General features: G+C 65.2%; 16 protein-coding genes. 8 read left to right on the plus strand and 8 right to left on the minus strand.

The features are described from left to right. Positions 1-6 precede the first annotated feature (6 nt). The 6 genes from D1610_RS07540 to D1610_RS07565 form a co-directional block, all read right to left on the minus strand. Complete coding sequence (locus D1610_RS07540) at positions 7-744, minus strand: BglII/BstYI family type II restriction endonuclease (protein WP_118863501.1); 738 nt, start codon at positions 742-744, stop codon at positions 7-9. Then, positions 744-1397, minus strand: a complete 654-nt coding sequence (locus tag D1610_RS07545) for an MT-A70 family methyltransferase (RefSeq protein WP_118863502.1) — start codon at positions 1395-1397, stop codon at positions 744-746. Before D1610_RS07545 ends, D1610_RS07540 begins: the two co-directional genes overlap by 1 nt. Positions 1398-1543: 146 nt before the next feature. Next, positions 1544-2050, minus strand: a complete 507-nt coding sequence (locus tag D1610_RS17250) for a hypothetical protein (RefSeq protein WP_222926977.1) — start codon at positions 2048-2050, stop codon at positions 1544-1546. Positions 2051-2133: 83 nt separating this feature from the next. Further along, the gene (locus tag D1610_RS07555; RefSeq protein ID WP_118863503.1) at positions 2134-3186 is read right to left on the minus strand and encodes a ribonucleotide-diphosphate reductase subunit beta; all 1053 of its coding nucleotides are present in this window, start codon (positions 3184-3186) and stop codon (positions 2134-2136) included. 4 nt (positions 3187-3190) lie between these two features. Further along, the gene (locus D1610_RS07560; protein ID WP_118863504.1) at positions 3191-3454 is read right to left on the minus strand and encodes a hypothetical protein; all 264 of its coding nucleotides are present in this window, start codon (positions 3452-3454) and stop codon (positions 3191-3193) included. 41 nt (positions 3455-3495) lie between these two features. Continuing rightward, complete coding sequence (locus D1610_RS07565) at positions 3496-5400, minus strand: ribonucleoside-diphosphate reductase subunit alpha (RefSeq protein WP_118863505.1); 1905 nt, start codon at positions 5398-5400, stop codon at positions 3496-3498. Between the two features lie 453 nt (positions 5401-5853). Here D1610_RS07565 and D1610_RS07570 point away from each other — a divergent pair, with 453 nt between their 5' ends. Genes D1610_RS07570 through dmeF form a run of 4 tightly spaced genes read left to right on the plus strand, consistent with a single transcriptional unit; the run spans position 5854 to position 8053 of the window. Then, the gene (locus tag D1610_RS07570) at positions 5854-6525 is read left to right on the plus strand and encodes a hypothetical protein (protein ID WP_118863506.1); all 672 of its coding nucleotides are present in this window, start codon (positions 5854-5856) and stop codon (positions 6523-6525) included. Between the two features lies 1 nt (position 6526). Beyond that, positions 6527-6826, plus strand: a complete 300-nt coding sequence (locus tag D1610_RS07575; RefSeq protein WP_118863507.1) for a hypothetical protein — start codon at positions 6527-6529, stop codon at positions 6824-6826. 40 nt (positions 6827-6866) lie between these two features. Continuing rightward, a complete protein-coding gene (locus D1610_RS07580; protein WP_118863508.1) occupies positions 6867-7142 on the plus strand; it encodes a metal/formaldehyde-sensitive transcriptional repressor in 276 nt (91 codons plus the stop codon). Further along, positions 7139-8053 (plus strand): CDF family Co(II)/Ni(II) efflux transporter DmeF, encoded by a 915-nt coding sequence (gene dmeF / locus D1610_RS07585; protein ID WP_118863509.1) that lies wholly within the window; start codon positions 7139-7141, stop codon positions 8051-8053. Before D1610_RS07580 ends, dmeF begins: the two co-directional genes overlap by 4 nt. A gap of 199 nt (positions 8054-8252) precedes the next feature. Here the strand turns inward: dmeF and D1610_RS07590 are convergent, their stop codons facing one another. Continuing rightward, the gene (locus tag D1610_RS07590) at positions 8253-10547 is read right to left on the minus strand and encodes an EAL domain-containing protein (protein ID WP_118863510.1); all 2295 of its coding nucleotides are present in this window, start codon (positions 10545-10547) and stop codon (positions 8253-8255) included. Between D1610_RS07590 and chrA the strand changes: the two genes are divergently transcribed. Further along, the gene (gene chrA, locus D1610_RS07595) at positions 10522-11832 is read left to right on the plus strand and encodes a chromate efflux transporter (protein ID WP_245942032.1); all 1311 of its coding nucleotides are present in this window, start codon (positions 10522-10524) and stop codon (positions 11830-11832) included. The genes D1610_RS07590 and chrA overlap by 26 nt on opposite strands. On the opposite strand, the gene D1610_RS07600 is transcribed toward chrA, so the two are convergent. Beyond that, complete coding sequence (locus D1610_RS07600; protein ID WP_118863511.1) at positions 11803-12309, minus strand: winged helix-turn-helix transcriptional regulator; 507 nt, start codon at positions 12307-12309, stop codon at positions 11803-11805. The two genes, chrA and D1610_RS07600, sit on opposite strands and share 30 nt — an antisense overlap. Before the next feature lie 83 nt (positions 12310-12392). Here D1610_RS07600 and D1610_RS07605 point away from each other — a divergent pair, with 83 nt between their 5' ends. The 3 genes from D1610_RS07605 to D1610_RS07615 are packed head-to-tail and all read left to right on the plus strand — an operon-like array spanning position 12393 to position 14276. Next, on the plus strand, positions 12393-13040 hold the full coding sequence (locus D1610_RS07605) for a dihydrofolate reductase family protein (RefSeq protein WP_118863762.1): 648 nt from the start codon (positions 12393-12395) through the stop codon (positions 13038-13040). Positions 13041-13045: 5 nt separating this feature from the next. Beyond that, positions 13046-13699 carry a glutathione S-transferase family protein gene (locus D1610_RS07610; RefSeq protein WP_118863761.1) on the plus strand — a complete coding sequence of 218 codons (654 nt, stop codon included), beginning with the start codon at positions 13046-13048 and terminating at the stop codon, positions 13697-13699. A 10-nt stretch (positions 13700-13709) separates the two neighbouring features. After that, positions 13710-14276 (plus strand): DUF1993 domain-containing protein, encoded by a 567-nt coding sequence (locus D1610_RS07615; protein WP_118863512.1) that lies wholly within the window; start codon positions 13710-13712, stop codon positions 14274-14276. Positions 14277-14332 lie beyond the last annotated feature (56 nt).

Here is a 14332-nt window from a genome sequence, read left to right on the forward strand (position 1 = left end):
GCGGAGCTACTCGGCCATGTCGATGATCGAGGGCGGCAGGCCGACGAGCAGGAGCGGGCATGGATTGCCCACGCCGCGATGAATGCGGTCCTGCAGTTTCGACCAGTGGGTTGTAGCTTGGCCGAACTTGTCGCTGGTGAACTTGCGCGACCATGCCTTGGCGAATGACACCTGTCGATCGAGATCCTTCTGTATCTGCGCGCGTTGCGGCCTGGTTGGCGATCCGGCGCCGAATTCTTCCAGCCCTTCATAATCTGTGATGCCGCGATCGGTCGCGAACCTCTCGACCCGCTCGCGCATCTCAGCCTGCATCGCTGACCCTCGCGTCACGATGCCGCCGATGCTGATCGCCCCTTCGGCATGGAGGCGTTTGAAGTTTTCCAGGTCGCGGTCGAAGAACGGATCCTTGTTGTTCCATTCGATTTCAAGCGCGAACACGCCGTTCTTCGTGCGGCGGACGTGATCGATCTCGTGGCTGATCGATTCCTTGGCGACACCGTCGACCGTCTTCTTCAGCTCGAAGTTGTGCTTGGTCCACGCCTTGGCGGCGAGGCCGCGACGCAGGCGCTGGGTCATCTTCGCCTCCCCGCCCCCGCCGCCGATGATCTCAGTCATCGGCAGGCGGATGTTGAGCAGCGCTTCCTCCAGCTCGTCGATCAGATCGTGGAAGTCGTGGAGGATGATGGCTTCGGCGTGGCTGGTGAATTCCAGCTCGAACCCGGCATCGCGCAACCGTTCGAACATCACTCGGCCGCGACGGCCACGCCGCTATTGTAGCTATAGGTGTCCCAGGTCGGCTTGTAGTCGTCATCGGCCTGGTTGCCCCAGACGGTCCAGCCCTTGCGCTTGCCGCGGCTGAACATTTCGAGGCGGGGGCCCCAGCTGCAATCCTCGATGATCTTGTATTGCTCGTCGGGCTTACGGCTGTGTTCGCGCTTGCGGGTCTGCATCATGTTGACCTGGCTGCGGCCGGGGGCGAGAGTGCGGGCGTTCTTGCCGCGCACGCCGAATAGCAGGATTTCGGTGACGTTGCGGAAATAGAAGCCGACGCCGCGCCCGTCCGATCCGCCGTCCTTGCGCACCTTGTGCCAGACGATGTTGGAGATGTAGCGAAAGCCCCACGCCTCCATCACGCGCAGCCCTTCGGGCAGCAGCGCATTGGGGACCCAGAGATAGAGATGCGCCGGATCGGCGGCGATATCCGCCACCGGCAGCGCGCAAATCTCGTCGAGCGTCATCGTGCCATAGCGGTTGAGCCGCTTATGCTCCGGCGCGACCTTGCCGGTGCGGTTCTGGAACTGCCACGGCGGATCAGCGAGGATGGTGCCGAATCGCTGGCCACGCGCAGTGCGGACTAGATCGAGGTGCGCGGCTAGGGGATCGACGGGAGAGAACATAATAAGATCTTATCCTCTCCCGCGAACCGAAAGCAACTTTCTTGGTAACCTATCCTCCTTTTTTTGGCGGAGGTGGCGGCATCGGTGGTGCCGCCGATTTTGTTGGGACAGAAGCCTGCTGTCTACCCTCTCCAAGTCCAATCCCTCTATCTGGCGGGGGAGGAGGTGGGGGTGGGGGCGGGGGCGGTGGCGGCGGTGGCGGCGGTGGGGGTGGTGGTGGTGGTGGGGGTGGCGGGCGGTCGTTTGCCATCGTTAACTCCTCTCGCTTGTAGAACGGCCAAAATAGCCAACGTTAGAATTGCAATCAGAAAACATGCAAATGCCGTTACTTTGGCTTTTCGGACCCATTTATTAGCAGCAGGCTCTGAAAAAGAATCCGTTACCTTTCCATAATAATCTTCTAATAATTTTAGCTGTTGCCGATATGCTTGGGCAGAGAAAAATTGTTCGGTCAATGCTGCTATGATTGAGATAACAAAGAAGCTGATCGAGACACTAAAAATGAGAAAACCTTGTATTGAAAAATCTAGTTGTTTTTGCGTAATGAAGCCCGCCATAAGCGCAACTAGTGCTGATGCTAACTGGATGATGGTCTTAATGAGATTGTCTTCAGACTCTCGCCCTGCGGTTATGAGCGCTGTGCGCTCAGCCATCATTGTTCGATAGCAGTCCTCAGGATCGCATCCGTCAAGTGGGTGGGCTTGAGGGATAGGTAGATCGTTCACGGGCTCTAGATCTACTCAGCGGCGACACCAGCCCGCTGGAACATATCCTCGCCGCCACCATCCTCATTAGCCGCAGCGCCAACCTTCACCTTCTGCCGCTTGTCGAACGAGTCCCACACCTCGTTCCACTGCCCCCGCGTCGCCGCCTTCGAGTACTCCGTCGCGCGGGTTTCGAAGAAGTTGGCGTGCTCCACGCCGTTCAGCAGGGGGGCGAGCCAGGGCAGCGGGTGCTCGTCGATCATGTAGATCGGCTTGAGGCCGAGCTGGCCGAGGCGCCAATCGGCGATGTAGCGGATATACTTCTTGATCTCCTTCGGGCTCATGCCGGGGACGGGACCCTGTTCGAAGGCGAGATCGATGAAGGCGTCCTCCAACCTGACGGTCGTCTGGCAGACGTCCATGATGTCCTGCTTGACCTGCTTGGTCAGGCAGTCGCGTTCCTTCACGAAGGCGTGGAACAGGCGGATGATGCCTTCGCAGTGCAGGCTCTCGTCGCGCACGCTCCAGCTGACGATCTGGCCCATGCCCTTCATCTTGTTGAAGCGCGGGAAGTTCATCAGCATGGCGAAGCTGGCGAACAGCTGCAGCCCTTCGGTGAAGCCGCCGAACATGGCGAGCGTCTTGGCGATGTCCTCATCGGTATCGACGCCAAACTGCTGAAGGTAATCGTGCTTGTCCTTCATCTCGGCATATTCGAGGAACATGCCGTATTCGCTCTCCGGCATGCCGATGGTGTCGAGCAGGTGCGAATATGCCGCGATGTGCACCGTCTCCATGTTGGAGAAGGCGGCGAGCATCATCTTGATCTCGGTCGGCTTGAACACGCGGCCGTATTTCTCGTGGTAGCAATCCTGCACCTCGACATCGGCCTGGGTGAAGAAGCGGAAGATCTGCGTCAGCAGGTTGCGCTCATGCGGGGTCAGCTTCTGCGCCCAGTCACGGCAATCCTCGCCCAGCGGCACCTCCTCCGGCATCCAGTGGATCTGCTGCTGGCGCTTCCAGAACTCGTACGCCCAGGGGTACTCGAACGGCTTGTAGGTCTTGCGGGCTTCGAGGAGGGACATGGGGTTACTCCGCTTCGAATAGAGATAGGGCGACAATGAAGCCGCCAAGGGCGAGAATAGCGGAACCGAAGCCCACCATGAGCCACGCCTGTGCGCGGCCCCATGCTTGATCTCCGGCCGAAATCGGGAGCGGATCAGCGCCCGTGGTTTTCAGAATGGCAGCCTCAATAGGAGATATGCGATCGGTATATGCGCGAGTGCGAAGCGACCAGATGCCGAGCCCCAGCATCAACGCTCCTACCACCGCCATGATCGCAAATTTGAGCATCGAGTTCTTTCCACTCGATCAAAGTACCACTTTGATCGACACTATTGGCAAGCCAGGCATTCGTCGTAATCGGTCGAGCCGCCGAGCTCGAACTTGGCGAGTTCGGAGGTGTTGTCCGCCTCCACGCCGCCGGCGAAGCCCGCGCGCTGGACGCTCTTCGAGCGGAGGTAATAGAGCGACTTCACCCCCAGCTCCCACGCGCGGAAGTGGAGCATGAGGAGATCCCATTTCTCGACGTCCGCCGGGATGAACAGGTTCAGCGACTGCGACTGGTCGATATAGGGCGTGCGATCGGCGGCGAGCTCCAGGAGCCAGCGCTGATCGATCTCGAAGCTGGTCTTGAAGCAGTCCTTCTCCTCGCTCGTGAGGAAGTCGAGATGCTGGACCGAGCCGCCCTGTTCGAGGATCGAGTTCCACACGCTGTCCGAATTCTTCGACTTTTCGATCAGCAGCTTCTCCAGATAGGGATTGCGGATCGAGAAGCTGCCCGACAGCGTCTTGTGTGTGTACACATTGGCGGGAATCGGCTCAATACAAGCACTTGTGCCGCCGCAGATGATGCTGATCGACGCGGTGGGGGCGATCGCCATCTTGCAGCTGAACCGCTCCATCACGCCCATGTCGGCCGCGTCGGGGCACGGCCCGCGCTCCACCGCCAGCTGCATCGAGGCTTCGTTGGCCTGCGCCGCGACATGCTTGAAGATGCGCAGGTTCCACGATTTCGCCATCGCGCCCTCGAACGGCAGGCCGCGCGCCTGGAGGAAGCTGTGGAAGCCCATCACGCCGAGGCCGACCGAGCGCTCGCGGCCGGCCGAATATTTGGCGCGGGCCATCTCTTCGGGCGCGCGCTCGATATAGTCGGTCAGCACATTGTCGAGGAAGCGCATGACGTCCTCGATGAACTGCTTGTCGCCGTTCCATTCGTCCCAGGTTTCGAGGTTCAGGGAGGAGAGGCAGCAGACCGCGGTGCGATCCTGGCCGAGATGGTCGCGGCCGGTGGGGAGCGTGATCTCGCTGCACAGGTTCGAGGTCGAGACTTTGAGGCCCAGATCGCGGTGATGCTTGGGCATGGTCGAGTTCACATGATCGCTGAACACGATGTACGGCTCGCCGGTGGCGAGGCGGGTCTCGACCAGCTTCTGGAACAGCGCGCGGGCGTCGACCTTGCCGCGCTCGCTGCCGTCCTTGGGCGATTTGAGCTCCCATTCGGCGCCCGCGCGGACGGCCTCCATGAAGGCATCGGGGACGAGCACGCCGTGGTGCAGGTTCAAGGCCTTGCGGTTGAAATCGCCCGATGGCTTGCGGATCTCGAGGAACTCCTCGATTTCCGGGTGGCTGATGTCGAGATAGCAGGCGGCCGAGCCGCGCCTGAGGCTGCCCTGGCTGATCGCCAGCGTCAGCGAATCCATCACCCGGACGAAGGGGATGATGCCGCTGGTCTTGCCGTTGAGGCCCACCGGCTCGCCGATGCCGCGCACGCTGCCCCAATAGGTGCCGATGCCGCCGCCGCGGCTGGCGAGCCAGACATTCTCGTTCCAGGTCTCGACGATGCCCTCCAGGCTGTCGGGCACCGAATTGAGATAGCAGCTGATGGGAAGCCCGCGCCCGGTGCCGCCGTTCGAAAGCACCGGCGTCGAGGGCATGAACCACAGCTTCGAGATATAGTCGTAGAGGCGCTGGGCGTGCGCGGCGTCGTCGGCATAGGCGCTGGCGACGCGGACGAAGAGGTCCTGATAGGATTCGCCGGGCAGCAGATAGCGGTCCTTCAGCGTCTCCTTGCCGAAATCGGTGAGGAGCGAATCGCGGCCGTGATCGACCTCCACCGCGTAGAGCAGCGGGTTCACCGACTTCGAATCGGGCGCCGCTTTTGCGGCCTCGGCGGTCGTCTCAATCGTCGCGGTTGCCATGTCGTCGCTCGTCGCCTCTCGCGTATCCCGGAAATCCATAGCGCCCCTCTTGTTCCACATTCGTTCGACTCAGGGGCGAACCCCCATGCTATCACCGGCGGGCGGGCGGCGGGGGATTTTATTCGCACCCGCCAGGCTTGACAGCGCGTGGAAAATCATTGTCCGCAATATGGTGTCGCGGACGCCGATCTACCAGCACTTGGGGCCGCCCCCGGCTCAACCACAACAGATTGTGCCTATTCTCGGAGTCACGCAAGAGTCTTAATGCTCCATTCATCGCACGATTCACCGCCATTTTGACTCGGTTCGGCGACGGGGCGGTCATGCTGCAGGGCAGCGACGCGTGGACTTGCCGGGGGTGCGGACTTGCGCAAGGGAACAGGGCGCGAACCTCAAAAATATTCCGCCCGACGATGCAACGGGGCAACTCGCCGCTGGACCGGCTCGCCTCGCCGCGTCAAACTGAAGCCCATATTGTCGACGGGGAGTTTCATGGCCTCACGTCCCGCGCAAACCGAAGAGTCCACGGATTTCGACGACTGGACCTTCGTCGATCTGGCGATATGGAAGCTGGTGCCGCAGCGGCTGGGCGGGGGCATCCCCTATATCCAGCGGTACAAGGACGCCTGGGTGCGCCATCACAAGCTGCGCATCACCGCCAGCGCGACGGCGCAGCGACTGCCTCCGCCCCTGCTCGCCGGCGTGTGCTGGATCGAGGTGGGCGGCGATCCGACCTTCATCGACACGATCGCCTACGCCATCCGGGCGTTCGACTGGTCGGGACCCGCCTGGACCGACCGGATGACGATCACGCGGCGCCCTGAACGGACCTCGTTCGGGGCGGTCAGCATGCAGCTGCGCACCGCGGCCCAAACGCTGGGCATGAACCCCGCCACGACGACCAGCGACCAGTATAACCGGCTCGCCGCCCTGCTGGCGCAGGACGAGCGCAACATCGCGATCGTCGCGCGGCACCTGCGCGACCTGGCCGAGCGCGACGGATTCGACGACGACCTGCCCGATCTGTCGCAGGACCAGATCAGGGTGATCGGCGCACGCTATAATCGCGGCGCGGGGCTGTCGCTGGCGCAAATCGAGCAGAATACCAGCTATGGCGATTTCATCGTGCGCCACTGGGGACGCTTCGAACGGCTGGTGCGCTGAGATGGGACGGAACGCAGGCCTGGCGATCGCCTGGGCGATCTTCGCCGTCGCGATGCTGGCGCTGATCGCGATGCCGGCGAGCAGCTACGACTGGATGACGCAGATGGACCCGATGGTCGCGCCGGGATCGATCGAGGAAGGCGACAATCGCTGGCCGATGATCGCGCTTGTCGCGCTGATAGCGGCGCTCGGTGCGCAACTCGCGGTGCTGAAGCTGGCGGTGAGCCGCCCCATGCGCGCAACCGCCGTGGCGCTCATGATCGTGGCGGCGGTCGTCTGGGCGGTCCGCTTCGTCGCCTAGCCCTTTCCATGTTCAAAGAGATAGGCTACCCCCCTATCCTATGAGTCACGTCCGCGCCAACAAGGAGCAGCTCGTCGCCCGCGTGCGGCGCATCGCCGGCCAGGTCGCCGCGGTCGAGCGCGCGGTGGTGGCGGACGCGCCCTGCGCCGAGACGCTGCATCTGGTCGCGGCGGTCAAGGGGGCCATCGCCGGGCTGATGGACGAGATCGTCGAGGAGCATCTACGTGCGCATGTCGCCGAACCTTCGCTGTCGCCCGAGGAGCGGCTGAAAGGCGCCGACGAGCTGGCGGTGGTGATCCGGAGATACGGGAAGTGAACGACATCCCCGGCTGCCACGACGAGCGGCATGCCTATCTGGGCGCCGCGCATGACGCAAACGCGCGGCGGACGCTATGGGTGGTCGCGCTGACCGCCGTGATGATGGTGGTCGAGATCGTCGCGGGATGGTGGACCGGATCGATGGCGCTGCTCGCCGACGGGTTCCACATGGCGACCCATGCCGGCGCGCTGGGCGTCGCGGCGCTCGCCTATCGCTATGCGCGCGCCCACGCCAACGATCCGCGCTACACCTTCGGCACGGGCAAGGTCGGCGACCTCGCCGGCTTCGCATCTGCGCTGGTGCTGGCGGTGTTCGCGCTCGGCATCGGCTGGGAATCGGTCGAGCGGCTGATCGAACCGCGCGGCGTGGCGTTCGGCGAGGCGACCCTGGTGGCGGTGATCGGGCTGGTGGTGAACCTGGCCAGCGCCTGGCTGCTGGGCGGCGGCGGGCATCACCATCATCACGGGCATGACCATGGTCACGGCCATGCCCATCATCACGGCGCCGACAACAACCTGCGCGCCGCCTATTTCCATGTGCTCGCCGACGCGCTGACATCGGTGCTTGCGATCGTCGCCCTGCTCGCCGGTGCCTATCTCGGCTGGGGATGGGCCGATGCGGTGGTCGGCATCCTCGGCGCGATCGTCATCGCGCGCTGGGCCTGGGGGTTGATGCGGGACAGCGCGAGCGTGCTGCTCGACACCGCCGATCCGGATGTGGCGCAGGCGATGCGGAGCGCGATCGAAGGTGCGGGCGATGCCGAGCTGGTTGATCTACACGTGTGGAAGATCGGCCCCGCAGCACGCGCGGCGATCGTCACCGTGAGCGGGCCGGCGAGCGCCGAAGCGGTGCGCGTGCGGCTGGCCGGGGTGCCCGGCCTCGCGCATGTGACGGTGGAGCGTCGCTAGGACGGATCGACGTTCAATTTTCCCCTCCCTGAAAGGGAGGGGTGAGGGGTGGGTTTAGCGTCGAGCGAGGCTCAATGCCTCGTTCGACGCTTTTCGGGCTAGCTATCCAGAGTCTTTTTGGCGCGCAGACGCGCGCACCCACCCCCAACCCCTCCCTGCAAGCAGGGAGGGGAGCTTAGTGCTTGAATGTCGATCCGTCTTAGCCCGTCTTGCGCAGGATCCTGGACGGTTTGGCGGCGTTCAGGCGCTCCATGTCGAACTGTTCGACAAATTGCAGACCGGCCTTGCCGTCCTTCGCCCAGCGAATCTTCGCGGGGACCAGCTGATCCTCGAGCAGCTCGATCTGCACATCGACGTCGCGGCCCGCCGCCGCATCGAAGCCGTCGATCATCGCGCCGGTCGCGGACAGATTGCGGATGCGCACCTGCGCACGGCGGCCGCCGATCAGGATCGACGCCCAGCGCAGCATCGTCGAGCGCGGGCTGCGGCTGGTCTTGAAACCCGACGCCTCCGCCTGCCCGCCGCCCTGGCCGAGCAGCGCCGCGGCGGCATCGGCGGGCATGGGGCGGCCATAGACATAGCCCTGGATGTGGCTGCAGCCCAGTTCGCGCACCAGCGCGATCTCATCCTGGATCTCGACGCCCTCCGCGGTGGTTTCCATGCCGAGCGTGTCGGCGAGCGTGACGATCGCCTTGATGATCGCGGCGTTGCGGTTCCCCGCGATCGCGGCGCCGCGGACGAAGGACTGGTCGATCTTGATCTTGTCGAACGGCGCGGTCTTCAGATAGCCGAGCGAGGAGTAGCCGGTACCGAAATCGTCGAGCGCCAGGCGCACGCCGATGCCCTTCAGGTTGCGGAACATGCGTTCGGACGACGCGGTTTCGTGCAGGAACACGCTTTCGGTGATCTCCAGCTCCAGCCGCGCGGGCGGCAGCCCGGCCTTGGCCAGCGCGCTCGTGACCAGCGCGGGGAGCGCGGGATTGGCGAACTGGATGGGCGAGACGTTGACCGCGACGCGCACCTCGCCCGGCCAGCTCGCCGCCTCCATGCAGGCGGTGCGCAGCACCCATTCGCCGATCGATTCGATCAGCCCGCATTCCTCCGCCACCGGCACGAACTCGGCCGGCGACACCGCGCCGCGCACCGGATGGGTCCAGCGCACCAGCGCCTCGAACCCCTTGATCTTCTCGTCGCGCGTGCTGACCACCGGCTGATAGGCGAGGTGGAGCTCGCCCTTGGCGAGCGCCTGGCGGAGATCGTCCTCGAGCTGGCGGCGGCCCTGCGCGCCGAGCAGCATCTCCTCGCGGAAGAAGCGATGGACGCCGCGCCCGTCTGCCTTGGCGGCGTAGAGCGCGAGATCGGCGTTGCGCACCAGCGTCTCCGAATCGATACCGTCGTCGGGCGCGACGGCGATGCCGATCGAGCAGCCGATGCTGATCGACGATCCGTCAATGAAATAGGGATGCGACAGCGCCGCGATGATCTCGCGCGCGGCCTCGGCCAGCGTGTCGCGGCGGCCCTCGCCGGGCACGATCACCTGGAACTCGTCGCCGCCCAGGCGGCCGACCAGCCCCCCCTCGCCCACCGCGCGCAGCAGGCGCTGCGCCACCTGCTTGAGCAGCGCGTCGCCGGTCTGGTGGCCGAGCGTGTCGTTGACCTGCTTGAACCGATCGAGATCGAGCAGCAGCAGCGAGGTCGCGCGCGCCGCCGTTCCCTGCGCCAGCGCCGAATCGAGCGCAAGGCGCATGCGCTGGCGATTGGCGAGGCCGGTCAGGCTGTCCGACAGCGCCAGCCGCTTGATCTCCGCTTCCGATTGACGCGCCGCGGTGAGATCGCTGCCGGTGCCGATGAAGCCGGTGAAGTTGCCGCGCGCATCGAAAGACGGCCGGCCCGACATAGACCACCAGCGATCGACCTTGCCGGCGGCGGCCACGCTGTGGACCGAATATTCGGAGAAGGTCGTGCGCGAGGAGAGATGGAAGGCGAGCGAGCGTTCGCCATTGGGCGCATCGGCGTCGACCTGGAGGAGCTCGGTGAGCGCCACGCCCACCGCGGGCGCGCCATCGCGCACGAGCTGTCGCGCGACCTTGTCCGACAGATAGCTCAGCCGGCCGTTGCGATCGGTCTGCCAGAACCAGCCGGTGCCGTGCTCCTCGAACTCGGCGACGAAGCGGAGCGCCTGTTCGCCGGCGGTGGGCGGCGGCGCCTCTCCGGTCCCGACGAGCCGCTGCGCAACGCCGCGAAGGCTCAGTCCGCCGTTCCTGTCCTGCTGCCCCACTCCCATGGAGGCACTGGTAACCGGACAGCCTTTCCGTGGAGCGCATGCAGATGGTGAACGCGGCGTTTGCAATTGGGGGCTGCCTGGCCGTAAGGTCATCCGATCGGGGCGAAGCAACCTCCCGGTCAGGCGCACCAGCGCCCAAGCGTTGCCTTCACCCCCGGCCGCGCGCCGGGCATGGAGGTTGTGCATGACCGACGCCGCGATGTCCCCCATCCCACCCGTATCCCGCGCCGAGCTGACGCGCGCCTTCTGGAAGATCGGCTGGCTGAGCTTCGGCGGGCCGGCCGGACAGATCGCCCTGATGCACCGCGAGCTGATCGACGATCGCGGCTGGGTGGAGGAAGACGCGTTCCTCTCCGCGCTGAACGTCTGCCATCTGCTGCCGGGACCGGAGGCGCAGCAGCTCGCCACCTGGATCGGCTGGCGGCTGCAGGGGCTGAGCGGAGCGCTGATCGCCGGGCTGCTGTTCGTCGCACCGGGCGCGGCCATCATGCTCGGCTTGTCGATCCTCTATACGCTGGCGGTGGGGCTCGACTGGTTCGCGGCGCTGTTCCTGGGGGTGAAGGCGGCGGTGATCGCGATCATCGTGCAGGCGCTGATTCGCATCGGCAAACGGGCGCTGACGACCGGCTTCAAGCGCGGTCTGGCGCTGGCGGCGTTCGTCGCGCTCGCAGGGTTCGACGCGCCCTTCCCGCTGGTGGTGATCGGCGCGGGGGCGATCGGCATGGCGGTGGCGGCGGCGCGGCCCGATTGGCTGGGGGTCAAGCCGGCCATGCCCGGCGTCTCTCGGCCCCGACCTGGCGGCACGATCGCCACCATCGCAGCATGGGGCGCGGTGTGGGCGCTGCCGCTCGCCATCGTCTGGCTGACGCTGGGGCCGGACCATGTGCTGTGGGACATCGGCATGTTCTTCTCGCAGCTCGCCATCGTCACCTTCGGCGGCGCCTATGCGGTGCTCGCCTATATGGCGCAGGAAGCGGTGACGACTTTCGGCTGGCTTGCGCCCGGCGAGATGGCCGACGGGCTGGGGCTGGCCGAATCGACGCCCGGCCCGCTCATCATGGTGACGCAGTTCGTCGGCTTCCTCGCCGCCTATCGCGACGCCGCGCCGTTCACCCCGCTGGTCGCAGGGATCATCGGCGCGGGGCTGACGACCTGGGTGACGTTTGCGCCGTGTTTCCTGTGGATCATGACCTTCGCGCCGTGGATGGAACGGCTGAACCGCGCGCCGCGGCTGAAGGGCGGGCTCGCCGCGCTGACCGCCGCGGTGGTCGGGGTGATCGCCAATCTGGCGCTGTGGTTCGCGCTGCACGTGCTGTTCCGCGAGGTGCGGGCGACCGGCGGCGGGATCGACTGGCCGGTGCCGGCGAGCTTCGACTGGCGCGCAGGCGTGCTGGCGGTGGTCGCAGGCGTGCTGCTGTTCGGCCTGAAGCGCGGCGTGGTGACGACGCTGGCGGTCACGGCCGGGCTAGGGCTGGCCGCCGGCCTGCTCGCCTGACAGCGCGGCATAGGCCGCGGCGAGACGATCGGCGACGCGCGGACCTGAAGGCATCGGCGCGCCGAGGTGAACTGCACGAAGTTCATCCATGAACGCATCCCACATCTCGGGGCCGCCTTCCTCGAGCAGCTGCGCGCGGATGGCGAGCTCGGGGGTGGTCGGCAGGTGCCGCCTGCCCCATGCGCCCATCTGAACGATCAGCGGGACCAGCTGGATCGCCTTTTCGGTGAGGCTGTAGATCGCCTTCTGCTTGTGGCTGGGATCGTCGGCCTTGCTGAGCAGGCCCGCCTCGACGAGGCGCTTCAGCCGGTCGGCGAGGATATTGGATGCGATCCCCTCTTCCGACGCGGCGAGCAGCTCGCGGAAATGGCGGCGGTTGCCGAACATCAGATCGCGGATGACGATCAGGCTCCAGCGGTCGCCGATCGTCTCCAGCGTCAGGTTGATCGGGCATCCGGAACGGATCGTCGACGTCATTCGCCGAAGATAGAAATACTGCTTGCACTTTACAACCGGAGATTTTAAACCAGTTGCATAGCGCAAGCAGTGAGGAGGATGTGATGTCGAGGGTCCGGGTGAACGCGTTCAGTATCTCGATCGACGGCTATGCGGCCGGACCCGACCAGAGCCTCGACCATCCGCTGGGGCGTGGCGGCGAGTCGCTGCACGAATGGTTCGTGCCCACCCGCGGCTTCAAGCGGGCATATGGCGAAGAAGGCGGGTCGACCGGCATCGATGACGATTTCGGCGCGCCCTCGATGGAAAATCTCGGCGCGTGGATCATGGGCCGCAACATGTTCGGACCGGTGCGCGGAGCGTGGCCCGACTTCGAATGGAAAGGCTGGTGGGGCGAGGAGCCGCCCTATCATTGCCCGGTCTTCGTGCTGACGCACCACGCGCGGCCGCCGCTGGAAATGGCGGGCGGAACGGTATTCCACTTCGTCACCGGCGGCATGCACGAGGCGCTCGACCGCGCGCGGGAGGCGGCCGGCGACAGGGACATCAGGATCGGCGGCGGCGCCGCGACGGTCCGGCAATATCTGGAGGCGGGCCTGATCGACGAGCTGCACCTGGCGATCGCGCCGCTGCTGCTCGGGCGGGGCGAAGCGCTGTTCGCCGGCCTGGATTTGCCCGCGCTCGGCTATGCGGTGTCGCGGCACGTCGCCGGCGAGCGGGCGATCCACGTCATTCTAGATCGGAAAGGATGAACGCCATGACCATCGAGATCTTCGCCCACCCCTTTTCGTCCTACTGCCAGAAGGCGTTCATCGCGCTTTACGAGAACGACACGCCGTTCGAGCTGCGCATGCTGGAAGAGAAGGATAATGCCGCCGAACTGGCGCGCATCTGGCCGCTCAACCGCTTCCCGGTGCTGCGCGAGGGCGAGCGGGTGGTGTTCGAGACGACGAGCATCATCGAATATCTTCACGTCCATCATCCGGGACCGGTCAAGCTGATCCCCGACGATGCCGATGCGGCGGTGGAGGTGCGGATGATGGACCGCTTCTTCGACAATTATGTGATGACGCCGCAGCAGAGCATCATATTCAACTGTATCCGCGCCGAGGCCGATCGCGACCCCATCGGCGACGACAAGGCGCGGGCGCTGCTGGACACCTCCTATGCCTGGCTGGACACGCGGATGAGGGGCCGCACATGGGCGGCGGGCGACAGTTTCAGCCTGGCCGATTGCGCGGCGGCGCCGTCGCTGTTCTACGCCGACTGGACGCACGAGATCGGCGCGCAGTTCGAGCATGTCCGCGCCTATCGCGAGCGGCTGAACGCGCGGCCGAGCTTCGCGCGGGCGATCGATGGCGGGCGGCCGTTCCGGTCCTATTTCCCGCTCGGCGCACCGGACAGGGACTAGGAGAAGATCGATGACGATATCGCTCTACGACCTCAGCGTGCCGACCTTCCTGCAGACGATGAGCGCGGTCGCGGGCTTCCTAGACCGCGCGACCAGGCACTGCGCCGAGACCGGCGCCGATCCGGATGATTTCGTGGATGCCCGCCTGTTCGACGACATGGCGCCGTTCCATTTCCAGATCGAAGCCCTGACGCATCATGCGGTCTGGGGGGTGAAGGCGGTGACGACCGGCACATTCGATCCGCCTCCGCTCAGGGGGCCGATCCCCTTCGCCGAGCTGCGGGCGATGGTTGGCAAGGCGGAGGCAGCACTGCAGGCGTTCACGCCCGACGAGATCAATAGCTGGTCCGGCAAGGACCTGGATATCGAGGTCTACCGGCCGGTTGACGAGGAAAACGCCTCCACTTCGGCCTGGGCCCCCCGGACCCTGGCCTTCACGCCCGAGACCTTCCTCCTCTCCTACTCGCGGCCCAACTTCTATTTCCATGCCGTTACGGCCTACGACATCCTGCGCACACGGGGCGTGCCGATCGGAAAGGGCGACTATGAGGGCCGGCTGCGCACAAGGTCGGGCTAGAGCCTAAGGGCGGATCGGCATTTAGCGCTGCGGCACCTGGATCACCCCAAATCCAA

The organism is Sphingomonas gilva (genome assembly GCF_003515075.1).
In the GTDB taxonomy this organism is placed as follows: Bacteria; Pseudomonadota; Alphaproteobacteria; order Sphingomonadales; family Sphingomonadaceae; genus Sphingomonas; species Sphingomonas gilva.

What these genes read in the sequence shown, in the direction of transcription:
- D1610_RS07540 (WP_118863501.1), bottom strand. Translation starts at nt 744, where the DNA reads ATGTTCGAACGGTTGCGCGATGCCGGGTTCGAGCTGGAATTCACCAGC.
- D1610_RS07545 (WP_118863502.1), bottom strand. Translation starts at nt 1,397, where the DNA reads ATGTTCTCTCCCGTCGATCCCCTAGCCGCGCACCTCGATCTAGTCCGC.
- D1610_RS17250 (WP_222926977.1), bottom strand. Translation starts at nt 2,050, where the DNA reads ATGGCTGAGCGCACAGCGCTCATAACCGCAGGGCGAGAGTCTGAAGAC.
- D1610_RS07555 (WP_118863503.1), bottom strand. Translation starts at nt 3,186, where the DNA reads ATGTCCCTCCTCGAAGCCCGCAAGACCTACAAGCCGTTCGAGTACCCC.
- D1610_RS07560 (WP_118863504.1), bottom strand. Translation starts at nt 3,454, where the DNA reads ATGCTCAAATTTGCGATCATGGCGGTGGTAGGAGCGTTGATGCTGGGG.
- D1610_RS07565 (WP_118863505.1), bottom strand. Translation starts at nt 5,400, where the DNA reads ATGGATTTCCGGGATACGCGAGAGGCGACGAGCGACGACATGGCAACC.
- D1610_RS07570 (WP_118863506.1), top strand. Translation starts at nt 5,854, where the DNA reads ATGGCCTCACGTCCCGCGCAAACCGAAGAGTCCACGGATTTCGACGAC.
- D1610_RS07575 (WP_118863507.1), top strand. Translation starts at nt 6,527, where the DNA reads ATGGGACGGAACGCAGGCCTGGCGATCGCCTGGGCGATCTTCGCCGTC.
- D1610_RS07580 (WP_118863508.1), top strand. Translation starts at nt 6,867, where the DNA reads ATGAGTCACGTCCGCGCCAACAAGGAGCAGCTCGTCGCCCGCGTGCGG.
- chrA (WP_245942032.1), top strand. Translation starts at nt 10,522, where the DNA reads ATGACCGACGCCGCGATGTCCCCCATCCCACCCGTATCCCGCGCCGAG.
- D1610_RS07590 (WP_118863510.1), bottom strand. Translation starts at nt 10,547, where the DNA reads ATGGGGGACATCGCGGCGTCGGTCATGCACAACCTCCATGCCCGGCGC.
- D1610_RS07600 (WP_118863511.1), bottom strand. Translation starts at nt 12,309, where the DNA reads ATGACGTCGACGATCCGTTCCGGATGCCCGATCAACCTGACGCTGGAG.
- D1610_RS07605 (WP_118863762.1), top strand. Translation starts at nt 12,393, where the DNA reads ATGTCGAGGGTCCGGGTGAACGCGTTCAGTATCTCGATCGACGGCTAT.
- D1610_RS07610 (WP_118863761.1), top strand. Translation starts at nt 13,046, where the DNA reads ATGACCATCGAGATCTTCGCCCACCCCTTTTCGTCCTACTGCCAGAAG.
- D1610_RS07615 (WP_118863512.1), top strand. Translation starts at nt 13,710, where the DNA reads ATGACGATATCGCTCTACGACCTCAGCGTGCCGACCTTCCTGCAGACG.